The following is a 23,811-nucleotide window of genomic DNA, read 5'->3' as shown; positions in this document are numbered from 1 at the left end:
TCAATCCTCCGTTTGTTCAAAATATTTACTATCTTTTTGTTTCTGTTGACTAATTTTAAAAAAGATTTTTTCATTTTTATTATTGATAGTAATACCTATTTCTTGCTCTATAAACTTCTTATAATTTGCTTTCCAATTACTATTGAAATAATATTCAATATCTTGTTCATTTTCATTTTTAACCTTATTTTTTATTAAATCCTTCAGCTCAGGAAAATTTTTGAATCTTATTCCAATTTCTCTTGGTATATAATTTTTGGAATAACTGTTATCCATTATGTATATTCTTTTGTTAAATGCCAAAGCTTCAAATACTGTCGTAGAGTAACACGCAACTATGCTTTCGTATTTTGCTAATAGTTCGTAAATATCGCCATCTTTTTGAATTTCAATATTTCTAAATGCTTCTAGAAGTTTTATCAGATTATAATTTTTCATTTCTCCAGGATGCATTTTGAAAACTATCTTTTTGTCTTTGAATTTGCTGGCTAAATATTTGGCTATTTCAACAAATTCTTTAGTCAAAGTCCATTGAGAAACTATCAAAATTGTATTTTTTTCTTCTTTAATGTCTTTATATCTTTTTATGCTCTCATGAAAATGAGGATTACCTACAACGTAAGTATTGCCAGGTATTTTTATCTGCTTGTTCCAATATTCTCCATAAGTCAAGAAATAATCTGGTGTGTACTTCCTGTACTCCTCAGAATTCAATATTCCATCTCCATAATTATAAGCTGGATGCATCTTTGAAACAACGCCATGTTGAAATTCGGCAGTTATTATTCCCCTTTCTTTAGCCCATTTAATTATGTAACTTTCTCCTCCATAATGAGCACAATTTAAAAATAATACCTTCGGTTTAATTTTGTCCAGCAATTTTAGAAAATACCTTTTTCTATATTTTAACCTTTTTTCCTCTTTAATTAGTTGGGTCTTTATATTTTCGTAGAATGAATTTTCAACTTGCTTATCAAAATTAGTTTTTAGATAATCAACAAAAGTATTGATTGTTCTCATTTGTTCTAGGCCTATATTTTTATTTAATTTGGACATTAATATTGGCATAATTCTTATATAGTCATGATAATAGGTATTTTTAAAAGCACGAGGTTTTCTATATACAAAATTGTAAGGTAGTTCAAAAAAGATGGTGTTTTCAGGAAATACAAAATTGTAATAATCATGAATTCGATTGAAATATTGCTTATCATTTAAAACATTTGAAACTGTTGTACCAAACGACATTATATCAGTATTCTTTACAAAATAAGGGTATTTCATAAAAACGTTAACGGCATATTTTAATAATTGAGAAATCTTCGGAGTTGACTTTACTATCTGCTCTTCGTAGTCGTTAATAGCTTGTGAAAACAATGTCCATCTAATGACGGGCCATATTAGGAAGTCATCAAAAGTGAATCTATACTCAAGTATCTTTTCATCTTTTTCTATTTCTAGTAATTTTTCAAGTGCATTTGCCATTATATTCACCAAAATTTCTATAAAATATTTAAAGAATTATCTTTTACTTTTTTTCTCAGTGTTTTGCTGGGAAATAATTACTATAATATTCTCCCCATCAAAAACTCACACTTTAACCCTTCAAGTTTCTCTCCATCCTCAACATTCCAGTATAGTACAACGTTTGTACTTTCTATTTTTTCAACTTCGTTTTCTGTTATGTATTTAACCCTCAACTCTTTCAATATCCCTTCTATTATTTCCTTCATCTCTTTATCTTTCCCAAATAGAACGTAAGTTCTATTTCTCCCATATGTTTGCATTATTCTTTCTATGTTTTGTTTTATCAACAACGTCCTTCTATAGTATATCTTCATATATTCGATTGTCTTTTTACTCTTTTCTTTGAATCCTTCTGGGGTTAGTATGTACCTGAAGCTCTTGTTGTTCAACCTTTCTAATTTAACAAACCCTTTTTTGATAAATTTTTTTAAAAGTATGTTCACCATTCCCAAGGATAACCCTGTTTTTTCTGAAAGGTCTCTTTGAGTTATATTAGAATTCTTTTCTAATTCTTCTAAAATAAGTATCTCATTATCTTGCATAATATTCAACACCTTCGTTCAATTTTTGAACAATGTAAAATGATTATAGCAATTATTTTGGTATTTGTCAAATGTTTAGTAATTTTACTATCTTTTCCCCTGCTTTTCCTTCTCCGTATATGTTTTCTACATTTGAAGCTATTTTGTTGTTCATTATATAATCCATCTTATTTTTGATTTCATCAGTTCCACTTAGTATATTCCAACCTGCTTGTGTTAACTCTCTCCAACCTGTGTCTGGCATAACAACTATCGCTCTTTTCCCTGCAAAGTATGTTTCTTTTTGCAACCCTCCACTGTCTGTTATTACAAGGAGGCTTTTTTGTACCAATCCCATCATACTTAAATAATCAAGAGGTTCTATCAGTAGAATATCTTTTGTGTATTTGTTAAGATTGAATTCATCTATTCTCTTTTTGGTTCTCGGATGTATGGGAAAAACAATCTTTATTTCTTTTGATATTTTGTCTAACTCTTTCAATATATTCTCTAGTTTTTCTTTACTATCTGTATTAAAATCCCTATGAATCGTAGTGACTATGTATTTATTTTCTTCTAAATTAAATTCGTCTATAATATCTTCTTTGAAATACGGTTTCATTTTTAAAAAGAGATCGTACATTATGTCTCCTGTGAAATACACTCCCTCAGTAATACCTTCTTTTTTTAAGTTGTTTACAGCTAGTTCAGAAGGACAAAATAGGTATTTTGATATACGATCCGTTAATACTCTATTTATCTCTTCAGGCATGTCTTTTGGTTCTTGCCTTATCCCTGCTTCCACGTGTGCAACAGGAATCTTTAATTTTGCTCCAACTATTGCTCCCGCTAATGTAGTATTCGTATCTCCATATAATAATATAATATCAGGATGTTCTTTTAATACAACCTTTTCAAATTCTATCATCGTTTTGGCTGTCATTTGGGCATGCGTTGCCGAACCTACTCCTAAATTGTAATCAGCTTTTCTTATGTTTAAAACTTTAAAGAACACATCTGACATATTGAAGTCGTAATGCTGGCCAGAATGAACTAAGATTTCTTTTATCCCTTTTTTCTCAAATTCTTTATTTAGAATCGCTTCTTTGATTATCTGCGGACGAGCTCCTATTAAACTGATTAGTTTCATGATAGTTCCTCCATTTTTGTGAAATTATTTGTCCCACTTTGCTATAATTTCATCTATTTTATTTATCTCTATTTTCATTCTTTCTTCCCAAGTCAATATATCTTCATTTATTTTTTCTTTTACTCTGTCTTTATTTTTATATATTTCTAAAGCAGCTTTTAAAGATTCTTCTAAGAAATTATGTGGCTTGACATAGTGTATATTATCATATTTCAAAACTTTTGAATTGCTTCCATCATCAGTAGCTATAGTTTGCTTACCTAAATAAGCAGCTTCAAGTAACTGATTCCCAGTATTCGCATAATCATTTAATATTAAAATCACATCACAAATATGATAATAAGCAAGCATGTCGTCATATTTAACTTGACCTAAGAATGTAACGTAATTTTCGAGTTTATAATCTTTTACAAATTTTTTTATAGGGATTTCCATCGGACCACTCATGCCTCCAATAAGAAGATGGGGATTTTTAATATCCTTTTTTAATTCCTTTATAAGTTGAACTGCCCTGTCTATTCTTTTGAATGGATAAAATCTGTTAAATATCCCAAGAACTAAGTCTTTATCTTCTAAATTTAATTTGCCTTTTAATTCTTGAATTTTAATCTTTTCAGCTGGTTTGGTGATTCTTTCATCTAAACCGTTTAATAAGAATAGTATCTTATCATCTTTAAAACCTAATTTTTTTAATACCACATCTCCTTTTGTTCCGTCATTTGCCATAATGTTCAAAGTACAATCTTTTTCGTAGGCCTTTTTATGGAATAAAGTAGTTTTTGAATCTATATTATCTTTATCAATAAAAGTTCCCTGAAATCTTTTAACAAAAGGTTTATTTAAGATTTTAGATATCACGTATCCCGGCATTGCGGCATATATTTCATAAGCATAAATAATATCAGGTTTTAAGAATGGAGTGATTATTACTTGTCTTAAACTTTCAGAAATATCATAAAATAATTTAAAAATAAACTGACTTTTAGTTAGTTCTGAATGGGGTTTTAATATTTCATTTGGATTTGGAAGTTGCCAAAAATTATGATTCTTTTTATGATTCTTTTTTTTTCTTCGGCCATTCACAAAATATGACAGAAAATTTGGTATACCGAAGAATTTGTAATTTTCATATTTTAACAATGCAGATAATTCATATTTTTGATTTTTTTTGCTGTAAAATGCAAAATGATATACTTTAAAGCCATTGTCTAAGTATCCTTTTGCTGTATTCATAAATGATTGATTACTTGACTTCATTGGGCCAATTATCCCAGAAATTAAGACGAGCTTTTTTTGTTTCAAATTTTTCTTCCTTTCTTTATCTAATTCATATTTTACCAATAACATTTATTGCATTTATAGCAAAAGCATAACTTAAGTTTATAATTAGAGCACCTTTTCTATAGCCTTTTACATAAGATAAAGATAATATAAACATTTCCAATGTAAAATAAAAGCTCAAAATTCTAGAAGCCATTTCATTCAAAGAATTGAAAAAAATGAACGTAAACATAAAAATTATAAAGAATGCTCTAACAATCCTTAATTGAGAAAAAATGTAATCTTCTTTTTTTATCTTTCCAAAATAGTACTCACTTAGCAAAAATATCAATAATATAGGTAAATACTTTATTGTAAAATCCACTCTACCCTCTGTAATATTAAAATTAAGATACCTAGCATAAGGAGTATAACTAATTATAATCGGAAGTAATATTATAAGAACTATACTAATAGTTAGAAATAACAACCTTACTAAATTAATATTAAGACTGAGTTCTAATCTAGAAGAAGGTTCTTCTTTTTCAAAAAAATATTTCTTTTTTGCGAAGTAAATTATAAAAATAATAAGAAAATAAAACATTGAAGAACTCAAATGAATAAAAGGGGCAAAGGCAAAAATAATTAAAGAATAAATTATCTTATTATTCAAAAAAAACCAAATAGCAATAAAAACGATTAAACTCGCCAAGTATTGTCTTAGCCCATTATTAACTCCTAAAGTAAAGGCGGTAGAAAAAAAAGCAAAAATCAATGATATACATTTATCTACCTTGTTTTTAGAATTTTTAATATATAGTTTAATGCTTAGATACGTTAATACTCCTATCAAAAATTGAATGGCAAGGATTACGTTTCGATTGTTAAAAAATGGCCTTAATAGTATTATTAAAAAGGAGAATAACGGTTCAAAGTAAGGAGAATCTACTGCAGCAACGTAGGATGGTATGTCGTATGTATCAGGTTTTAGGCAATATATTACTATAAAGATAGTAACAGAAGAAACTATGAAAAAAAATTTAAATTTTTTATTATAAACGAGTATAGATATAAGATGTTGTAAAGAATATAAAAACCCTAAAATCATTTTTTCTCCCCTAACTATATTTAATTATTTAATGTCTTTCTGTATCCCAACCGGTATAATCTCTCTTCTTTAATTTCGCTATGTCTATAATTAAAAAAAATGGAATTATCATATCGATTAGAAAATACCTCGTTTTTTTGAATATCAGAAGCAAAAAAATAAATAATAGTGAAAGTAAAAAATATTTCAACCCGAAAAAAATGAATATATTAAGGAATAAAAGAAGCAAAAAAAACCATCTTAAAATTTTATGAGATAACAAAAAAATAGTTGATAAAAAGTTATTTATTAAAAGTTTTCCGAACAACAAAAAAGATGTTTGTAAACCTCCTCTTATTACACGGACTCTTTTGTTAAAATATTTTGGGAAAGTGAGCGATTCATCTTCTGTGGAACAATATATTTGGTCACAAAGAACGGTTTTCCCTTTTTTTATAAGCACTGTTAAAGGAATAAAAAGGTCATCAGCTATAATGTATTTGGGAAGTGGTTCAAAAAATTCTTTTTTTAAAAACATGAAGGCACCATTCGAAGTTAAAAGCCTATTAAACTTGCTTTCAAAAGACCTAATAGCATAGTCTAGACTCCAATAACTATTTTTTGGGTAAGATAGTTTAGCACTAACAAAATCTTTATTTAGAGACTGAGCAATTTTTAGAGCATCTTTATTCATTATTAATGTGTCTGCATCTGTAATAAGTACATATTCGCCTTTGGCTTTAGTTACTAATTTATTGATTATATCTGCCTTTCCCCCTCTTTTTTCTTCAAGAAAGATTACGTTATCAAATTTACTTGCGAATCTCTGGCAAATTGCAACTGTATTATCAGTTGAACCATCTGATCCTATGATTATTTCTAATTTATTTTTTGGATAATCTAAAGATAATAAATTATTTATTTTATTAGCAATATTACTTTCTTCGTTAAAAGCAGGCACTAGAACACTCACAAATTTTAATTCATTTTCTTTTGTATGCACAACAATTTGTCCATTTTTCTTAAATAAGATGTGTAAAATACTACTCCCTACTAAAACAATCGGCATCATTAGAAGTATTAATATAAATACTTTGATGATCATTCACCTTGTCCCCCTCATTCCTACCATTGTTTCAAGAGTCTTGAGCATTATTTTAATATCTAGAAATATGTTCCTGTTTTTTATGTAATACAGATCGTATTCTGTCTTTTTCATGTAGTCTTCAATGGTTGATGTGTGTTTGTAGTGTATCTGTGCCCAGCCTGTTATTCCTGGGTTTAGTTTGAGTCTGTAATTGTAGAAGGGAATTTGGTTTGACATCATGTTATGAAACTCTAGCATTTCTGGCCTGGGACCTACTATCGACATATTCCCTTTTATTATATTCCAAAATTGGGGTAGTTCGTCAAGTCTTAACTTTCTTATTATTTTCCCGCTTTTTAAAACACGTTTTTCTATATCTTTGTTTGGGTCGTTTGGGTCTATTTCTGCTTCTTTCAAGGATCTAAATTTGTTGATAATGAATATTTGTTCGTCTTTTCCCATTCTTTTTTGTTTGTAAATAATGGGTTTGCCATCTTCGATTAGTATAGCCAAGCTTATTATCAACATAAATGGAGAGAATAGTATTAAAAGTAATGTTCCAAAGAACTTGTCAATTATCTTTTGTGATGGAGATGGTTGAACGTTTTGAAACACCACCTCGTAGTACTCTCTGAATTTTTGAGCAACTTCTATTGGTATGCGTTTTAGGTATTTTTCTACCATGTTTGGTAAGTATTGAATTTCTAAGCCTTCTGCTTTGTAGGTTTGTATTTGTGGTTTTACCCTTTCTTCTAGTTCTGGGTCTGTTATTACTATGCCGTGTATTGTTTGGGTTAATGTTTTTTGTGTGTTTTGTTTTATTATTTCATCGAGTGCTGCTGGGTTTGGGTTTATGTATTGTGTGAACTTTATTTTGTTGAGCGATTTTTCTGAAATTTCTTCCATTATGTGGCCTATTTCTTCTTTTCTGCCTATTACGAGGTAGTTTTTTACAGGCATGTGTTTTTCATAGATATTATATTCTATTTTGTGTATTATTGGCAAGAGGGTTATTGTGTACAATAGGTTGGTAAGGAAAAAATATCTGTTGAAGTACTTACTGAGGAAGAAGTAGATAATTAGTATAACGATGAAACTCACAAGAGTTCCAACGGTGGTTTTTATTAAAGATTCTGTGTAACTTTTCATCGTTTCTGTGTCGTATGTTCTGAAGGAGTATATCCCGAGGTATATTATTAGAGATGAGATTGTTGAGATGGTTATTGGTAGGTTCAATATGAAGGCGTTCATAACGAATATGAGCACTATGTCTAATAAGTGAACCGCTGCTTTTCGCATCTTCGAGTCAAACCCCCTGTTAGGTGTTGTGAGTTGCTGTTTTGATAAAAGCCCTGTGGTCTTTTAAAATTAAGCCTTAATTGTTGTTTTAAGTTGAAATTGTGAAATTTGTTTGTTTTTCGATATTTATTATAGCATATTCTTTTAAAAAATCGACCACTTGGTGGAGTTAATTTTACTGAATATTAATTAAATGGGGATTAAAATGGGCGGAGGGCTCCGCCCTGTGACCCTTTTTAAATGCAGATTTTTACTTTTGTGAATTAATTTTTTTGCTTTTTATGTAAGCTGTGCTTAGTCTTTGTTAGCGCCCTTCCCCCGCTGCCCACCCGTGAGGAAAAGGATCTTCATTAGCGCCCTTCCCCCGCTCCCCACCCATAAGGAAGAAAATCTTTACTTCTTCATTCTGCAGCCCACCCATGAGGAAAAGGATCTTTGTTAGCGTCCCCTTTGCCCCGCAAACTGTCCGAAAGGAGCTTTATTCATAGTAGGCAATCTCTTCTTCAACAATCATTATTTCTTCTAAGTTTCTTAGGTAAAAGGGGTATTCTTTTGGTACGTAGGGCATTTTTGCTTTTCTTTTTCCAATGTCGCTTTTTATTTTTAGTAGTATGAATTTTTTCATGTATCCTGTGAAGTTTCCTTTGAGATTGAAGTTGTCAATCGCACATAAGAATAGGTAAGTTAAACTTCCAAAGCTGTCTTCAAAGTCTATCCCGCAACTTTGAGTGAGTTTGTTGGCTTCGTTGACAAGAAAGCCTTTGTATTTGGTAAATAGGGTTTCTTTTGATTTTTTGTCGCCGTTTTTGGAGAGTTTTATTAGTTCGTGGTCCGTTAGTTTTGTGTAGTTTTGATGTTTTATGGTGGTTTCCCCCCTTTTTAAAAGTGGATTATACGTGCGTATACTAATATATCAAAAAAACTCATGCCCCGTCAAGAGGCATGAGTGCTTTTCTTTATTGAATGAGGTTGAATACTTCGTTTGTCGTTGTTTCAACGATTTCTGCTTCGTCTACTTGTGCAGTTGTTGGTACTAATACACCTATCAAGCTTTGCATTATTGGTTCTATTTCTGCTTGCGTTAGTGTTTCTAATACTCCATCAACTGATAGGGTTTTGCTTTTTCCTTCTGATGGGTCATAGAATTTCATTCTTAATCTTCTCATTTGCTATTTCCTCCTTTTTAGATTATTTCGTAACTTTCATCGAAGTAATAGACAGCGTTGGTGTTTTCACAGAGTGAGACTAATCCTTGTAAGGCGGTTTTTATGTCTGCTTCTACGTCTGTGAATAAGTCGTAGGTTTTATACTTTTTTTGTTCTTTTCCGTCTACTATGCTTATCCAGACGATCTTTCCCTTTCTTGATTCTAAATTCATTGCCATGTGTTACCACCTCCTGAGTGTTTTTGTTTCCTTAGACCCCTTCTGGGGTGTTTCCTGGTTTGCCCTGCTTTACTTCCCCGGGGAGAAATCATTTTATGCTTTTTCTGGTTTTGGGAATAGTAACGCTACTACTCCGTCGATGAGTATGGAGATTATTAGATCCATAATCGGTGAGTATTTGCCTATGGATTTTAGGAATTCTCTTACCGCGTTTAGAACGATTTCTTTTTTCTTTTTGCCGTGGCCAGGTACTTCCACCATTTTTACAAGGTCAGGTATTAGTCCTACTATTTCTTTCATTTTCTCACCTCCACTAATAGTATCCGTAAGAATACTTAAATTGTGGTAAATAATTGTTTACTGTTTTATCTTTTATTATCTTTTCCCGCCCACCGCCCTTTGAGGTTTAAGGGGCTTCGCCCCTTTTGATCCCTAAGCTTTAAGGGGTTTTACCCCTTAAAATCCCCAAAATCCAAGGTCAAAATCATTTAAAAACGAGTTTGCACACTGCAGCAAACTAAAAGAGCTTTTTGCACAAATCAGCAAAAGGGACTTCGTCCCTTGTGATTCCTTTTTTTTCAGAGCTTAGTTTTTGAGTTTTTTGCTGGATTTTTTTAAATCTTTTCCCACCCACCACCCATTACGTCGCCCACCACCCTCAGAGGATAAATTTTTGATCCACCTGGGTCAAAAATTGGGACAGTTTTGGGTCAAATTTTGACCCAGTTGTGGGTCAATTTTTGGGACAGCCTATAAGGTTTTATGTTATTAATATAAATATATTTAAAAATATATAATATATTTTTTCTCATTTTGTAGGGAGAAAACAAAGGTGAGTCGATTTTTTATTATCTATTCCCGCCCGCCACCCCTTAAGGATTTTTTTTAGGTGCGTATCGCCCCTAGAGGATTTTTAATTTTTAAAAAATTATTTTTTTATTTTTTTTGCAGATATTACTATTGGGAAGAAAAAAATTTTTGGAATGCTGAGGTGATTTTGTGAATGTTTTTAGTCTTTTGAACCATTTCTTCAGGGAAAATGAGAGGGAGAAGGTTTCTTCTTCTGCCACAAAGCTTTATTTCTTTTTGATTTATGAGGCTAATAAGAGTTATTGGGAGGGACCTTTGATGTTTTCTGAGCGAAAGCTTTCTTCACTTCTTTCTTTTAGCAAGAATACCGTTTCTAAGTGTTTGAGCGAACTTGAGGATAGGGGATTGATTACGTGCTATCCTCGAAAGGGAAACGGCCTTACGGCAAATAAGGAGGACAGCCTTACGGCAAATGAGGAAGGCAGCCTTACGGCAAATGAGGAAGATAGCCTCAAGCGCCCCGAAAGGGGTTCAAGGAAAGGCAGCCTTACGGCAAATGTGAAGGGCAAAGAGGCTTTTTCTAGTACTTTTTGGTTTCCTGAAGTGCAATTAAGAGAGACGGGCTCAAGCGCCCAGAAAGGGGTTCAAGGAAAGACTGGCTCACAGCAAATGAGGAAGACGGCCTCGCGACAAATGAGGGCGGAGAAAAAAGATGTTTACAATAAGGGAGTGCGGTATAATGTTCACGGAGCAGAGAACAGCCTCACGGCAAATAAGGGAGGTAGCAAGTATGCCAAATTCTTCTGAGAGGGGTTGTTTTTGTAAGGATCCTGAGAATTGCCCGAGTCGCGGGATTTTAGATAATAAATATATGTGTTCGATTTTTATGAATTATTTGAATGGGAGTAGAAATTACAGGGATATTTCCCCAAAGATTTATCTTGATGCATCGTTTGATAATTTTCTTGCACTGAATGAGCATTTGAAGAAGGGTTTGCTTAAATGCCGTTACTTTGTTGAGGAGAAGTTGTGGGAAAAGGGTGTTGGTTTGATACTACATGGAGGCTACGGTACAGGGAAGAGTAGGTTAGGTTTTACTGTGTTGAAAGAGGCCGCTGTTATGGGTTGTACTATCGGTGTTTTGGATATATTGAGGGATTTTGAGAATTTTGAAGGTGCCGATGCCGCTATTGAGAGAGCGTTTGAATCTGATTTGATTTTTTTGGATGATCTTGGTGCCAAGAGTTATGACTGGATAGGTCAGAAGATAAGAATCGTTATAGACGAGGTCAATAGAAACCAAAAAAGCGTTATAATTTCTACGAACTTGAATCCAAAAGAGCTGGTTAATTTTTTAGACGATAGAACCGTTTCAAGGTTGATAGAGATCGTTCCAAAAGAAGGTTTGATTTATTTGGGCGAAGAGGATTTTAGGGTGAAAAAGAGAGAGGAGAAGGTGGCTTATTTTGAACAGATCCGTTAAGAAAATGGCTTTGGAGCTTAAGAGTATCCTGCAAAAAGAGGTCACAAATGAGGAAGACAGCCTCAAGCGCCCCGAAAGGGGTTCAAGGAAAGACAGCCTCACGGCAAATGAGGAAAATGTTTTGTTGGATGTTTTTTTGAGTTTTATTGTCCTAAGAGTTTTACAGGCAAAGGGAAACAGCCTCACGGCAAATAAGGAAGACAGCCTCAAACGCCCCGAAGGGGGTTCAAGGAAAGACAGCCTCACCGCAAATATGGAGGGAGATTTACAACTTTTTGGAAAGAGTGGTTCAGATTCGAATCTTTTAGGTGATTATCTTTCTGGGGTGCAATTTCTGAATAGAAATTTTGATTGTTGTTATTTAGTCGATGACATTAAAAGCAGAATTACTCGCCAAACGATAGAAAAGATCAGAGATTTGTTTCAGAGTGTGAAAGATGAAGATTGGAAGAAAGAGGAAATTATTTCTTGGTCTTACGAGTATTTCAACGAAGCCAGCCTCAAGCGCCCCAAAGGGGGTTCAAGGAAAGGCAGCCTCACGGCGAGTAAGGATTTAAAGGGTAAAAATGGTGTTATTTCACAGTTTTATACACCAAAATGGATAGTGGATTATTTGGTGGAAAATACGTTGGGGAAATATTACGGAGAAAACAGCCTCACGGCACATAAGGAAGACAGCCTCACGGCACACAAGGAAGACGGCCTCACGGCAGGTGAGGATAAGGGAGTAGACCTTGAGGATGTTAAGATTATTGACCCAGCTTGTGGATGTGGGAACTTTGTTATAGGGGTTTACGATAAGTTGAGAGAGATGTATCAAAATAGGAGTTACGATGATGCTTTGATTCCAAAACTTATAATTACTAAGAATTTATACGGTATAGATATCGATGAGAACGCTGTTGAAATTACGAATTTGTTGTTGAGATTGAAGGCTTTAGAGGATGGAGCTTATGAGAAGTTTGAAACAAATATAGTAGCCGTCCCAGAGGAGAGCAGCCTCACGGCAAATGAAGAAGGACAGAATGAGTATTTGAAGAAGTTTGAAAAGATAGGAAGCTTAATGAGAACAGAGGATGTTTTAAGTTTAAAGGAGTCAGGTATAAACGATGAACGATTGAAGAAAGCTTTAGATATTCTTTCTTTGAAGTACGATGTTGTTTTGACTAACCCTCCTTATTTGGATTCTTCTGATTATGATTTTGAATTGAAGAGATACATAAACGAGGATTATAGTGAGTTTAAAAAAAATCTGTACGCCTGCTTTATTAAAAAGAGTTGCGAATTGGTGAAGACGGATGGATTTGTTGGTATGATTACCCCTCAAACCTTTATGTTTATTGGGAGCTATGAGAAGACAAGACGATTCATATTAGATAACTTTCAGATAGAGAGATTGGTTCATTTTGGCCTTGGAGGGGTGTTTGATAACGCTTTAGTGGACACAGCGATGTTTGTTTTGAGGAAAAATGAAAACAGCCTCACGGCAAGTGAGGAGGAGAGTTTGGGTGAATACATAAACCTTACCTCTTTTAACGGGAAAGATTCTAAGAAACGGGCTTTATTTTCTATTTGGGAAGACAGCCTCAAGCGCCCCGAAGGGGGTTCAAGGAAAGACAGCCTCACGGCAAGTGAGGAAAAGAAGCAAGAGGATTATCTTTCTAAGTATGTTTTTAGGGTTGATAAGAACGTTTTTACAAAGGTTCCGAGGGTTCCTTTCATTTATTGGGTGGATTCGGACGTTGTTCGTACCTTTGAAAACGAGCCGTTAGAAAAGTTCGCCGATGCACGACAGGGGATAGCTACTGGGGATAACAACAGGTTTTTGAGGTACTTTTGGGAAGTTAGAAGAGAGGATATTAAAGATGGAAAGAAATGGGTCCCTTACTCCAAAGGTGGACCTTACAATAAATGGTATGGTAATTTGTGGTGGGTTATAGCCTTCGATGAAGAGAATTATAATCTATTGTCAAAAATGGGGAATTATCTTCCAAATAGAAAGTATTATTTTAAAAAGGGTATAACTTACACGATGACAACCTCGAAAGGGGCAACTTTTAGATACCTTCCTTCTGGATTCTTGTTCGATTGTAAGGGTAGTAGTTTGTTTTTTTCAAAAGATGAAGATATTTTTAGGTTTTTAGGTTTACTCAATAGTAGTTTGTTTTCTTACTTGGAGAGTTTTATTGCAGGAAGCGTGGATTTGGAGGTTGGGGATTTGAAAAAGCTTCCCGTTCCACAAGGTTTGTTTGAGGGTTCTTCTGAGACTCAGGCGTTAGAAACGCTTGCTAGATTGAACGTGGCAATTAAAAAGCAGAATACCGAGATATATCCAAACGAACTGCATTTCAACGAGGAGAGTATCGATGATGTTTCTAAGTTTTATGGTTTCATAGAGAGTAAAAACGCTCTTGATACCTATCTGCTTCTTTCTGAAGGGTTGATAGATATACTGGTGATGGAGTTGTACAGTTTGAAAGAAAGGAATTTTGAGGAGATTTATAAGACGGTGGGGATTCCTACGGCCTTTTTCCCTTTTTCTAACGATAAAGGTGTAAAGGGTTTGCCCCCATTGAAAGAACTGTTGAAAAGCCAGTATCTTTATGAATTTGGTTTGAATGAAGCTCAACTTACCAAAATAGAAAAGCTTATTAAAGAGGCTTATAATAATAAAATCAGGTCTTTAATTTCCATTATGCCTTTTGATGAAGGTGTAACCAACTATCATCGAAGAGAACCGTACGATAATTATGTGGAAAGAACTGCAGAAGAAAGTTTTCAAAATCCTATTTCCGTCTACAACAGTATGAGTAACCAAGATCAGATTTTAGCAAAATTAGCTTTTGTAAGAATAGATAACGGTATCCAAAGGTATCTTTTGAATTGCGAAGATGGTTTTATCCCCTTTGGGTTTTCAGTTGAAGAAGAAAATAAATTGATATCCCATATATTCGAAAAAAACAGCCTCACGGCAAATAAGGAGCGTTCTGAATTAGAGAGTATTGTGAAGAAAGATTTGAGAGATTATGTCTTTAAAGATTACCTAAAACTCCATGAAAAGTTTTATAAAGATAGGCCTATCGTTTGGAAGTTGGGAAAGAGAGATTGTGGTTTTTTAGTCCATTATCATAACTTGAACGAAAAAACAAAGATCAATATCTTGAGCTTTTTGAGAAATAGGATCAAAGAAACGGCCTCACGGCAAATAAGGAAGACAGCCTCACGGCAAATAAGGAAGACAGCCTCAAACACCCCGAAGGGGGTTCAAGGACAGACAGCCTCACGGCAAATGAGGAATGAAAACAAAAGTTTCAGGGAATTGATAAAGATAATACAGTCGAAGAATTTTGAATTGAACATAGATGATGGAGTTTTGAGAAATAGAGAGCTTTTTTAGTAATTCTTTATATATCTTAAAACCTCTCAAATGATTTTTGGTTATAATGACTTTGGTAGTTCGGGCTGCGCTGCGAGGCCTTACTCCTTTATCCATGTGGATGGGCTGCAAGGTTTAAGGGATAGAAGATTCTTCCTTATGGGTGTTTGGAGGGTTTAAAGGGTCTCCAGGTCCCTCTTCCTTATGGGTGGGGAGCGGGGCGAAGGGGCGCTATATACAGGGTTTTAGAGCTTCTAAACAGAGTAACTAAAAAATCAAGGGGAGGTAGAAAGTATGAAAAAGGGTATTTTGTTGGTTATGTTGGTTCTTGTAGTGTCGTTGCTCAGTTTCGCGGGCGATGTGAAAAACGTGATATTTCTCATCGGTGATGGTATGGGCCCAAACGAGATGTTGTTATCGAGTTATTTAGAGGGTCGTGAGCTTTACATGATGCAAATGCCTTATAGTGGTTATGCCATCACTTATTCTGCTGATAGCAACGTTACCGATTCTGCAGCAGCGGGAACAGCTCTTGCCTCTGGTTACAAAACAGACAACGGTTTTATAGGAATGCTTCCAGAAGGTGAAGTCGTGCCAACAATAGCGGAAGTTTTAGCTGAGCAAGGCTACAAAACGGGCGTAATTGCAACTTCAAGAATAACTCATGCTACACCGGCGGCTTATTATGGTCATACGAACGATAGAGATGCTGAACAAGTATTAGCCGAACAGTTGGTTAACAGTAACCTCACCGTTGTTTTAGGAGGCGGTTGGAGATATTTTGATCCTACACAAAGAGCTGATAGGAAAGATCTTATATCTGTTGCAAAGGAAAACGGTTTTGACTATATAACAACTAAACAAGAGTTATGGGCTTACTCCGGAGAAAAGGTTTTAGGATTGTTCTCTTCAAGTCATATGAATAGCGTTACTGAAAGAACGCCTGCTGAACCACTTTTACCTGAGATGACAGCAAAAGCAATAGAGATTTTGTCAAAAGATGACGCTCCTTTCTTTTTGATGGTTGAAGGTTCTCAAATTGATTGGGAGGGTCACGATAACGATGTTTTTGGAGTTTGGAAAGAAATGGTTGAATTCGATGAAGCGGTGAAGGTTGCTTTAGATTTTGCAAAAGAAAATCCTGATACTTTGGTAGTTGTCACCGCTGACCACGAAACCGGGGGTTTGGGTTTATCAACAGGTGGATACACGATGGATTTGGAAATGGTTAGAAAATATCAGAAAACTACAGATTGGGTTATAGCTAATTCTAAAAATATGGAAGAGTTAAAATCCAACGTGAAAGAGTATTATGGATTTGAATTGTCAGAAGAAGAGGTCGCTTATTTGGAAGCCGCCGGTAACAAAATAGAGGCTTTATCAGAGATTACAAGCGCAAGAGCAAGTATTGGCTGGACAACACATGATCATACCGGTGCTTTGGTACCTGTATTTGCTTTTGGACCTGGAGCTGAGAGATTTGTAGGTATTATGGATAACACAGACCTTCCTAGAAAAATAGCCAGTTTGTTGGGAGTTGAGCTTTCTTACCCTTTAGTGAATGTACCAAATAATTAAAATTAAAATTAAAGGGCTGATTAGATCAGCCCTTTAACTTTTTAATAACTTGACGACTTCGTTTTCTAAACTTTCCAAATCTATCTTTTCTTCATTGTCTAAGAGATTGAAGACCGCTTTTAGCACTATAATTCTTGGATATTTCCCTATTAGCGTTTTAACAGGGTCATCTTGGTTTTTTAGACTTTCTACGTTGTTGCTCATTTCACTAGATGCTCCTTTAAAATTTATTTATCCCTTCGCTAAACCATCATAATAGATGAAAATTGTATTTGTTAGAAAAAGTATTGACAAATGTCATTTTAAATGCTATAATAATCAACGTGATTGGGCTCGTAGCTCAGTTGGTTAGAGCTTCCGGCTCATAACCGGGTGGTCGGTGGTTCGAATCCACCCGAGCCCACCAATAAAAGCCAAGGCTTCCTTGGCTTTTATTTTTTATACACTTCAATTTTACTATTTTTATCAGGTTTTGTCAACTTTTTTCACAAACTTGTCTTCAAAAAGAAATGTTATAATTAAATTAACAAAGAAAACACTTCACCAATCTTATGTGCGGGCTGCGAGATGAAGGGGCAAAAGAATCTTTTCCTTATGGGTGAAAAACAGGGTTTAAGGGACCGCAGGTCCCTCTTCCACACGGGTGGGGAGCGGGGGAAGGGCGCTATAAAGCTTATTAAAAAGATATCACTCCTTCTAAAGCAAAAAAGAGGAGTGATATCTATTTTAAATACTCAAAAATCTACCTTCTACAACTACTTCAATATTTCTTTTAGTTCGTCTAATGTAATATTTAGAATGTTTTTCTTTATTTGGTTTATGGCTTCTTCGTTTGCATTTCTGATCTTTTCTTCTAATCTTTTATCAAAATCTTTTCCAAACCTTTGGTTTAGAATTTCTATGATTAATTCTTTTCTTTCTTCAAGTTTTCCTTCCACTTTAGCTTTTTCTCTGTCTCTTTTTGCTATCTCCTCTAATGTGTTAAACATTTTTGGCACCTCCATTTCTTTTAGCTCTTCGTACCTTTCTTCTATCTCTTCGTAATCTGTCCTCTTTCCGAAAAGTTCTATGAATGCGTTTCTGTGTTTATCAAATTTCTCTTGTTCTTCTTCAGGCAATTTCAATATTATATCTTTATTTATAATCTTTAGCAACTCTTCTGCGTTTTTTACCCTTACGTTTGGTTTGTCCGTTAATAAGATTACTCCTAGTGCCTTCTTCATGTTTATTATCGTTTCTTCTTTTATATTACTTAAATTTATTAGTTCATAATTTGCTTTTATTAAATACTCTTCCATGTTTTTTATCTTTGTTATCTTGTCTTTCACATCCGTTGGCGATGTCCATTTCGCTTTTCCATCGTAAAAGACCATCCCTATTATGACTGGTAGTTTGAATCCTTTTTGCTCTGATTCTTTTTTGTGACTTTTTACATATTGTTCCCATATTCTTACTTTGTATGCCAACATCCTGAATGCCATCAATTGGTCAACTTTACTTTGATGTTCTAACAATAAGTATATGTATACATCTTGACCGTTTCCTTGAACCCCCTTCGGGGCGTTTCCTTGAACCCCCTTCGGGGCGTTTCTCTTCTCTATCTTGTATAGTATGTCCGATCTTTTTATGGAAAAGTCTTTGCCTATTAGTTCAGTTTGTTCACGTTTTAAATCTGTTTCTTTTATTTGTTTTGTTATCTCTTTTGGTAGAAAGGCTTTTAGAAAGTCATAGAATATGGTTCTGTCTTCAAATAATTCTTTGAATATGGAATCTTTTATTGGATTAGACATAAGCTTCTCCTTTTTGGTTTATTTTTTGTTGTGTTTAGCGCTCCTTTGCCCCACTCCCCACCCGTAAGTAGAGTAAATTGTTTTCTTTACTAATTTAATTATACCATATGTTTTTGAAAGGTGCTATTTTATCACATACCTTTTATAGGCCATGTTCACGCCTCCAGGAGATCTTGTACATAGAGCTCTTCGATTCCTATATCATTTTTTAAGAATGTTTTTACCTCTTCTTTCTCAAAAGGTCTGGAAATGTTGGAAAAACCTTCTTTATCTCGAGAGATAAGCAGAATGCTTTCTAAATCTGTATGTCTCACCATCTCCGGGTTATGGGTAGTAACAATAATTTGCTTCTTCTGTGATGCCTCTTTCAACATCTGTACAACACCGGAAATAAGGGATGGGTGTATATTTCTCTCAGGTTCTTCGATTATAGTTAGTAATTTTTTTTCAAAATATAAGGCGATAACCAGGGCTGTAATATTTATTGTCCCATCTGAAATCAAAGGAGAAGGCAAGTATTGCTTTTGAGCATATATTTCCTCTAATTTGAAAAGTAAAGATTTATCAGCAAACTTCTCTATATCCAGTTTATTTACAAAAGGCAAAAGGTCCCTCACTAAATTAGAGAGTTTCCTTTCCTTTTCCTTATCTTCCAAAATGTTTTTGAGAACGATGGCTAAATTCTCTCCGTTTTCTTCCAATTCCATCTTTCCCGTAATGGGTACTGCCTTTTTAAATAACTTAGGGTCAAAATCGTATATTGAAACATCACCGAAAATTCCTTCTAATGGAGGAAATATGAATGGGAATAAAGGAAGTTCGATGAGAAGGGTTTTGGGTGGTATTTTTTCTTCTCTTAAGATTCGTGGGAATATATCATCCTTTGTTATCGGTAACTCAGCGGGTAACTTTATGTCAACCTTAAGTTCACCTTCAACGTTGGAAAAAAGAATTTCACCTTCCCCAAGTTCTTCTTTTTCCTGTAGCTCTTCCTTTTTCCCTTCTAATCTAACGAATTTACATTTCTGAGTTATTTTGTCCTCAAGAATTTTAAATTCTGATCCTGTCTTATTAAAATTAATAGTGAACTTATAAATCGTTTCATATGTTTTCATCCCTAATGACCCTTTTTCTTCAAATCTGATGAGTTCCCTAAACTCTTGATCAGAAACAACTTCTAATGAAAAATCCTCAGACGAACCGATACTTATATTCCTGAGATATTCACTGCCCCCTTGCATAGAAATTGCATTATCCAAACCATGCTTTACTATATCCCTTAAGAACTCAAAGATCCGAATAAAATTAGATTTTCCCGAAGCATTAGCACCAATTAGAACATTAAACTTTCCTAATTCTACTTCTAGATCTTTGAAACTCTTGAAATTTCTTACTCTTATTCTTTTGATGGCCATGTCTTAACCTCCTCCACCTAATCATATTATATCAGAATTTCTCTTATTTTTTTCAAACTTTATACGCACGGGTAAAGCCTTCTCACCCGCTGGGTTAGGGACCGCAAGTCCCTTCCATAAAAGGGAAGGCAGCGGAGCGAAAGGGTAAAGATCCCACTTCCTTTTGAGTGGGGAGCGGAGCAAAGGGGCGCTATCAAAGATCCTTTTCCCCATATGGGTGGGCAGCGGGGGAAGGGCGCTATAAAACTCATTATACAGGAGTTGGATAATAAAATAGCACACCTTCAAATATGGTATAATTATGTTGTACAAAACAAAGATAAAAGGACAAGATGGATACATATACATTCTTATGGAACACAAAAGCTACATTGAAGGGAAAGTAATCTTTCAACTGTTGAGATACATTACGAGCATATGGGAAGAAAAATACGATCCCAAAACAAAAAAGGTTCCGATAATAATACCAATAGTAATATACCATGGGAGAGAAGTCTGGAACGTAGAAACAAACTTATCAAATATGGTACAAGGGATAGAAGATTTACCAGATGAACTAAAAACATACTTACCGACATACCGATATGAAATATGTGACTTCTCAATCAAAGGGAAAAAAAGGATAATAGGATTAACAGCGACGAAAGTTGCATTAGAAGCAATGAGAGCAGGAAATGCAATGACCGAAAAAGAATTTAAAGAAAGATTAGCAATAGTATTCGCATACATAAACCAACTACCAGAAGAACAGGTACATGAATGGTTTGAAGGGTGCATGATCTACCTATTAAACGTAAGGGAAGATATAACGATAGAAGATATATTAAAGGTACAAAAAGAAATAATGCCTGGAAGGGGTGAAATAGTTATGACAATTGCTGAAAAGCTGAGGAATGAAGGAATGGAAAAAGGAAAACTTGAAGAAAGGGAAAGATTTATAGAATTCATCATAGAAATTCTAAACCAAAGGTTTGGAGAAGATTTTGATAAAAGTTTAGAAGAAAAGATTAGAAAAGCAAACGAAGAAACCATAAACCAAATAAAGAAAAATATTCTAAGTATTACATTAGAAGAACTAAAAGAGTTATTGAAGTAGTTGTAAGTAGACAAAACTCTATCTGATCTTTTGGATGAGTAAGATGGTTAGGCTCAAATCCCCCTTCCTTAGATGGGCGGGGAGAGGGGCAAAGGGGCGCTAAAACAAGTTTTAGAGTTTCTGAAGACAGTATAATACATATTTTGCAAGGAGGATCTTTATGACTGACCATACAAAAGATGATTTGGAAAAGATCAAGAAACACCTTCAAGAAGTTCTAGAATTAGGCCAGAATATAGATTACAATCAGGAAGAAGCCGTGAAACACCTTCGAGAAGTTCTAGAATTAGACCAAGATGCAGACTATTGTAAAGAAGACGCAATGATTTTGGACAATATTGGTTTGATTTATTCAGAGATGGGTGACTTGGAGGAGGCTATGATATACCATCAGAAAGCTCTAAAAATTTTTAGAGAGCTAGACCACAGAGAGGGAGAAGCAATTACTTTGAACAATATTGGTTTGATTTACCAAACAAAAGGTGATTTGGAGAATGCTCTGAAATATCATGAGGAAGCTCTAAAAATTGACCAAGAAGAAGGTTACAAAGATGGAGAAGCATATGATTTGGGCAATATTGCGCTAATCTTAAAAGCTAAAGGTGATTCGAAAAATGCCCTGAAATACCTCCAAGAAGCTTTAAAAATTTTTAGAGAGATAGATCACAAAGAGGGAGAAGAAATTGCTTTGAGCAATATTGGATTTATTTACCAAGAAAAAGGAGATTTGGAGAATGCACTGAAATACCTTAAGGACGCTCTTAATATTATTGATAAATATAAATTTATAGATGGACGTGATGTCATTCAGAACGAAATCAACTCAATAACTAATGAGTTAGAAGAAAATTGAAAAAGAGCAAAATATATGAACAAAGGTGGCACCGAAAGTAGAGGGAAAGGGGCGCTAATAAAAATACTTTTCCCCATATGGGTGTCCAGCAGGGGAAGGGCGCTATAAAGCTCATTATACTTGATTTAGAAGAAATGGGGGTGCCAAGAATGTTTGAGGAAGTAGGAAAGTTAGCAAAAAGTATGATGGAAATTAGATACATTCCCATTGGTTTATCGGTTGTTAGGTTAATAAAAGTAGAAAAGAATATGCCGGAGATTCAAAATGTAGAAATAATTGATGGTACCCCTGTTTTGGATATAAAACCCTACGTACCAGAATTCACAACTAATGATGGAGTTAAAATAGGATGACTTGAGAAAAATGTTCACAAACTGCAACAATTGAAAGACGACGGTAGATTCAGTTAAGGGAAACCCAAAAATTGCCAAATACTCTCCAACTAATGCCAAATTATTTGATAACATAGCGATTATTTCTACCTTTTCCTTCAAATTTAAAAAATTTTCTTGTTTACTAAATCTATTGAATCTTTCAAATCATTTGCGACTGTGGTTCAAAACAAATGTTTAATTCTTGATATGTTTTTTTCATTCTCCATTAGTCAAATATTGGTCATTTATTAGTCAATTTAGTCAATTGGTAGGCAACTCCCTTGCCTGCTTTTCCAATCCTTGCAAATACCCCCTTCTTCACAATTTCTGCGAGATCAATAGTTGCCATTTGCCTAGATACATTAGTAATTTCCTGATATTCCTTATTCGTAATCTTTCCCTTTTCTTTTACATACTTTACAGCTTTTATTTGCCTTTCATTTAACCCCATTTTTCTTAAATTATCTTCTGTATAAATGTCTTTATAGAAATAAACTGCAAAACCGCCAAACTCTTCTTTAAATTCTGGTTCTGGCAGTCCAGCTTTTTTACATTCATCTGTAATTTTTATTGTTCCTCTGCCCCAAGCCTCTATTAGTCCAGCTTTGAAAAATACATCTGCTAATAACTCATTTCTTGGATAAGATGAATGGTTTTTCTTTAATTCATCAACCTTGATTTCTTTTGGAAGTGTGCCAACATTCCAAAGAATTATTTTATCAGGATAAATTTTTAACTGGGTATGTGGACCGATATAATCTCTATGTATAACCGAATTAATTATGGCTTCTCTCAATGCTTCTTCTGGATATTCAAGTTCTTCTTTACGATAAATTCCTTCAAATCTTATTTCAGATATAAGATATTTTGTCCGCAATGACTCCATTGTTTTTTCCACCTGTTCAAAGAGATTGCCTTCAATATCATCAGAACTTATAATATCTGTATCCGTCAAGAATTTACCCACTTTTATATAGGAACTTGTCCAGAATCTTTTTGGATTTTTACCGAATAGTAAAAGGGCAGCCCTTGTTAATTTACCATTTTTAATCAAATTTAATTTCTCAAGCACCTTTATCGGCTCATTTTCATCTTTCACAAGTGGAATTCTTTTTATCGCGATTTGTTTGAATTTTTCAATTGTCTCATTATTTATATCCTCAATAAAAGCATTTTCCTCAATATACTCTTCCCAGTGCTTGCCTGAGTTGGATATTAGAAACCTGGTCAGGTCCTTGCCTTTTAGTTCCTGAATTGTGCTTCCGCTTCTAACATAAAATCTCCCATGATATGAAATTGGTACATAGGAATGCTCAACTTCTATTATAATTATTTCCTTACCGTTTTCCTTTTCTAATCGGACACTTGGTATAATGCCAAGGATATCTCTTAATTTATTGGGTAAATCCTCAAGTAATTTCTTAGAGTCTTCGACGCCAACAGGCTTACCATTATCATCAACTCCGATGAGCAATCTTCCTCCATCGGTATTTGCAAAGGCACAAATCCATTTTAGATATTCGTCGCGCCATGAGGACTTGAATTCGGTTGTATGAGATTCAACTGATTCTAAATCCATATTTCTTTTCTCTTTTTTCAAAAGTTTCTTCTCCTACCTTTTAATATTTCGCAAACGTGTTCTCTAATTCCTTATCAAGTTCTAGGAATAGAATAAGAAATGTTAACCACGTGATAAGTTATTAAGTTCGATGGCATTAAAT

Annotated in this window: 22 protein-coding genes and 1 tRNA gene; 8 read left to right on the top strand and 15 right to left on the bottom strand. The window is 34.1% G+C overall.

The features are described 5' to 3' along the window. From X929_RS06700 to X929_RS06655, 11 genes are all read right to left on the bottom strand, one after another. Complete coding sequence (locus X929_RS06700; RefSeq protein WP_103067260.1) at positions 1-1,485, bottom strand: glycosyltransferase family protein; 1,485 nt, start codon at positions 1,483-1,485, stop codon at positions 1-3. An 80-nt stretch (positions 1,486-1,565) separates the two neighbouring features. Further along, the gene (locus tag X929_RS06695; protein WP_103067259.1) at positions 1,566-2,069 is read right to left on the bottom strand and encodes a winged helix-turn-helix transcriptional regulator; all 504 of its coding nucleotides are present in this window, start codon (positions 2,067-2,069) and stop codon (positions 1,566-1,568) included. A 67-nt stretch (positions 2,070-2,136) separates the two neighbouring features. Next, positions 2,137-3,198: a non-hydrolyzing UDP-N-acetylglucosamine 2-epimerase gene (wecB, locus tag X929_RS06690; protein WP_103067258.1), complete on the bottom strand. Its 1,062-nt coding sequence runs from the start codon at positions 3,196-3,198 to the stop codon at positions 2,137-2,139. A gap of 24 nt (positions 3,199-3,222) precedes the next feature. Further along, entirely contained in the window at positions 3,223-4,545 is a 1,323-nt protein-coding gene (locus X929_RS06685; RefSeq protein WP_103067257.1) for a glycosyltransferase family 4 protein, read from the bottom strand. Further along, the gene (locus tag X929_RS06680; RefSeq protein WP_103067256.1) at positions 4,526-5,566 is read right to left on the bottom strand and encodes an EpsG family protein; all 1,041 of its coding nucleotides are present in this window, start codon (positions 5,564-5,566) and stop codon (positions 4,526-4,528) included. The genes X929_RS06685 and X929_RS06680 overlap by 20 nt, the downstream gene beginning before the upstream one ends. 28 nt (positions 5,567-5,594) lie before the next feature. Continuing rightward, complete coding sequence (locus tag X929_RS06675; protein WP_103067255.1) at positions 5,595-6,650, bottom strand: glycosyltransferase; 1,056 nt, start codon at positions 6,648-6,650, stop codon at positions 5,595-5,597. After that, the gene (locus X929_RS06670; protein WP_103067254.1) at positions 6,651-7,931 is read right to left on the bottom strand and encodes an exopolysaccharide biosynthesis polyprenyl glycosylphosphotransferase; all 1,281 of its coding nucleotides are present in this window, start codon (positions 7,929-7,931) and stop codon (positions 6,651-6,653) included. A gap of 478 nt (positions 7,932-8,409) precedes the next feature. Beyond that, positions 8,410-8,556, bottom strand: coding sequence for a hypothetical protein (locus tag X929_RS09710; RefSeq protein ID WP_169924995.1), 147 nt, complete (start codon positions 8,554-8,556; stop codon positions 8,410-8,412). A 331-nt stretch (positions 8,557-8,887) separates the two neighbouring features. Beyond that, complete coding sequence (locus tag X929_RS06665) at positions 8,888-9,097, bottom strand: DUF2922 domain-containing protein (RefSeq protein WP_103067253.1); 210 nt, start codon at positions 9,095-9,097, stop codon at positions 8,888-8,890. 17 nt (positions 9,098-9,114) lie between these two features. Continuing rightward, entirely contained in the window at positions 9,115-9,315 is a 201-nt protein-coding gene (locus X929_RS06660; protein ID WP_103065614.1) for a hypothetical protein, read from the bottom strand. A gap of 93 nt (positions 9,316-9,408) precedes the next feature. Beyond that, the gene (locus X929_RS06655) at positions 9,409-9,615 is read right to left on the bottom strand and encodes a hypothetical protein (protein WP_103067252.1); all 207 of its coding nucleotides are present in this window, start codon (positions 9,613-9,615) and stop codon (positions 9,409-9,411) included. An 828-nt stretch (positions 9,616-10,443) separates the two neighbouring features. Here X929_RS06655 and X929_RS06650 point away from each other — a divergent pair. The 4 genes from X929_RS06650 to X929_RS06635 all read left to right on the top strand — a co-directional run bounded on the left by X929_RS06650 (position 10,444) and on the right by X929_RS06635 (position 16,562). Then, positions 10,444-10,932 carry a helix-turn-helix domain-containing protein gene (locus tag X929_RS06650; RefSeq protein ID WP_103067251.1) on the top strand — a complete coding sequence of 163 codons (489 nt, stop codon included), beginning with the start codon at positions 10,444-10,446 and terminating at the stop codon, positions 10,930-10,932. 79 nt (positions 10,933-11,011) lie between these two features. Next, entirely contained in the window at positions 11,012-11,608 is a 597-nt protein-coding gene (locus X929_RS06645; RefSeq protein WP_169924994.1) for a P-loop NTPase family protein, read from the top strand. Then, the gene (locus X929_RS06640) at positions 11,592-15,005 is read left to right on the top strand and encodes an Eco57I restriction-modification methylase domain-containing protein (RefSeq protein ID WP_103067249.1); all 3,414 of its coding nucleotides are present in this window, start codon (positions 11,592-11,594) and stop codon (positions 15,003-15,005) included. The genes X929_RS06645 and X929_RS06640 overlap by 17 nt, the downstream gene beginning before the upstream one ends. 273 nt (positions 15,006-15,278) lie before the next feature. Continuing rightward, entirely contained in the window at positions 15,279-16,562 is a 1,284-nt protein-coding gene (locus X929_RS06635; protein ID WP_169924993.1) for an alkaline phosphatase, read from the top strand. A 33-nt stretch (positions 16,563-16,595) separates the two neighbouring features. Here the strand turns inward: X929_RS06635 and X929_RS09705 are convergent, their stop codons facing one another. Continuing rightward, the gene (locus X929_RS09705; RefSeq protein ID WP_169924992.1) at positions 16,596-16,766 is read right to left on the bottom strand and encodes a hypothetical protein; all 171 of its coding nucleotides are present in this window, start codon (positions 16,764-16,766) and stop codon (positions 16,596-16,598) included. 125 nt (positions 16,767-16,891) lie between these two features. Here X929_RS09705 and X929_RS06630 point away from each other — a divergent pair. After that, a tRNA-Ile gene (locus tag X929_RS06630) sits at positions 16,892-16,968 on the top strand. Between the two features lie 349 nt (positions 16,969-17,317). On the opposite strand, the gene X929_RS06625 is transcribed toward X929_RS06630, so the two are convergent. Both X929_RS06625 and X929_RS06620 read right to left on the bottom strand, forming a co-directional pair. Beyond that, positions 17,318-18,352 (bottom strand): Rpn family recombination-promoting nuclease/putative transposase, encoded by a 1,035-nt coding sequence (locus X929_RS06625; RefSeq protein ID WP_103067248.1) that lies wholly within the window; start codon positions 18,350-18,352, stop codon positions 17,318-17,320. Positions 18,353-18,507: 155 nt separating this feature from the next. After that, positions 18,508-19,767: an AAA family ATPase gene (locus X929_RS06620; protein ID WP_103067247.1), complete on the bottom strand. Its 1,260-nt coding sequence runs from the start codon at positions 19,765-19,767 to the stop codon at positions 18,508-18,510. Between the two features lie 301 nt (positions 19,768-20,068). Here X929_RS06620 and X929_RS06610 point away from each other — a divergent pair, with 301 nt between their 5' ends. The 3 genes from X929_RS06610 to X929_RS06600 all read left to right on the top strand — a co-directional run bounded on the left by X929_RS06610 (position 20,069) and on the right by X929_RS06600 (position 22,069). After that, positions 20,069-20,863, top strand: coding sequence for an Rpn family recombination-promoting nuclease/putative transposase (locus X929_RS06610; RefSeq protein ID WP_245858671.1), 795 nt, complete (start codon positions 20,069-20,071; stop codon positions 20,861-20,863). 160 nt (positions 20,864-21,023) lie between these two features. Continuing rightward, positions 21,024-21,716, top strand: a complete 693-nt coding sequence (locus X929_RS06605) for a tetratricopeptide repeat protein (RefSeq protein ID WP_103067245.1) — start codon at positions 21,024-21,026, stop codon at positions 21,714-21,716. A 149-nt stretch (positions 21,717-21,865) separates the two neighbouring features. Further along, positions 21,866-22,069 carry a TrmO family methyltransferase domain-containing protein gene (locus X929_RS06600; protein ID WP_211286747.1) on the top strand — a complete coding sequence of 68 codons (204 nt, stop codon included), beginning with the start codon at positions 21,866-21,868 and terminating at the stop codon, positions 22,067-22,069. Between the two features lie 262 nt (positions 22,070-22,331). Here the strand turns inward: X929_RS06600 and X929_RS06595 are convergent, their stop codons facing one another. Beyond that, a complete protein-coding gene (locus tag X929_RS06595; RefSeq protein WP_245858670.1) occupies positions 22,332-23,690 on the bottom strand; it encodes an ATP-binding protein in 1,359 nt (452 codons plus the stop codon). Positions 23,691-23,811 lie beyond the last annotated feature (121 nt).

The organism is Petrotoga olearia DSM 13574 (assembly GCF_002895525.1).
Taxonomy (GTDB): Bacteria; Thermotogota; Thermotogae; order Petrotogales; family Petrotogaceae; genus Petrotoga; species Petrotoga olearia.
The sequence above is the reverse complement of the archived record's forward strand: the minus strand, read 5'-3'. Positions and strand labels throughout refer to the sequence as shown.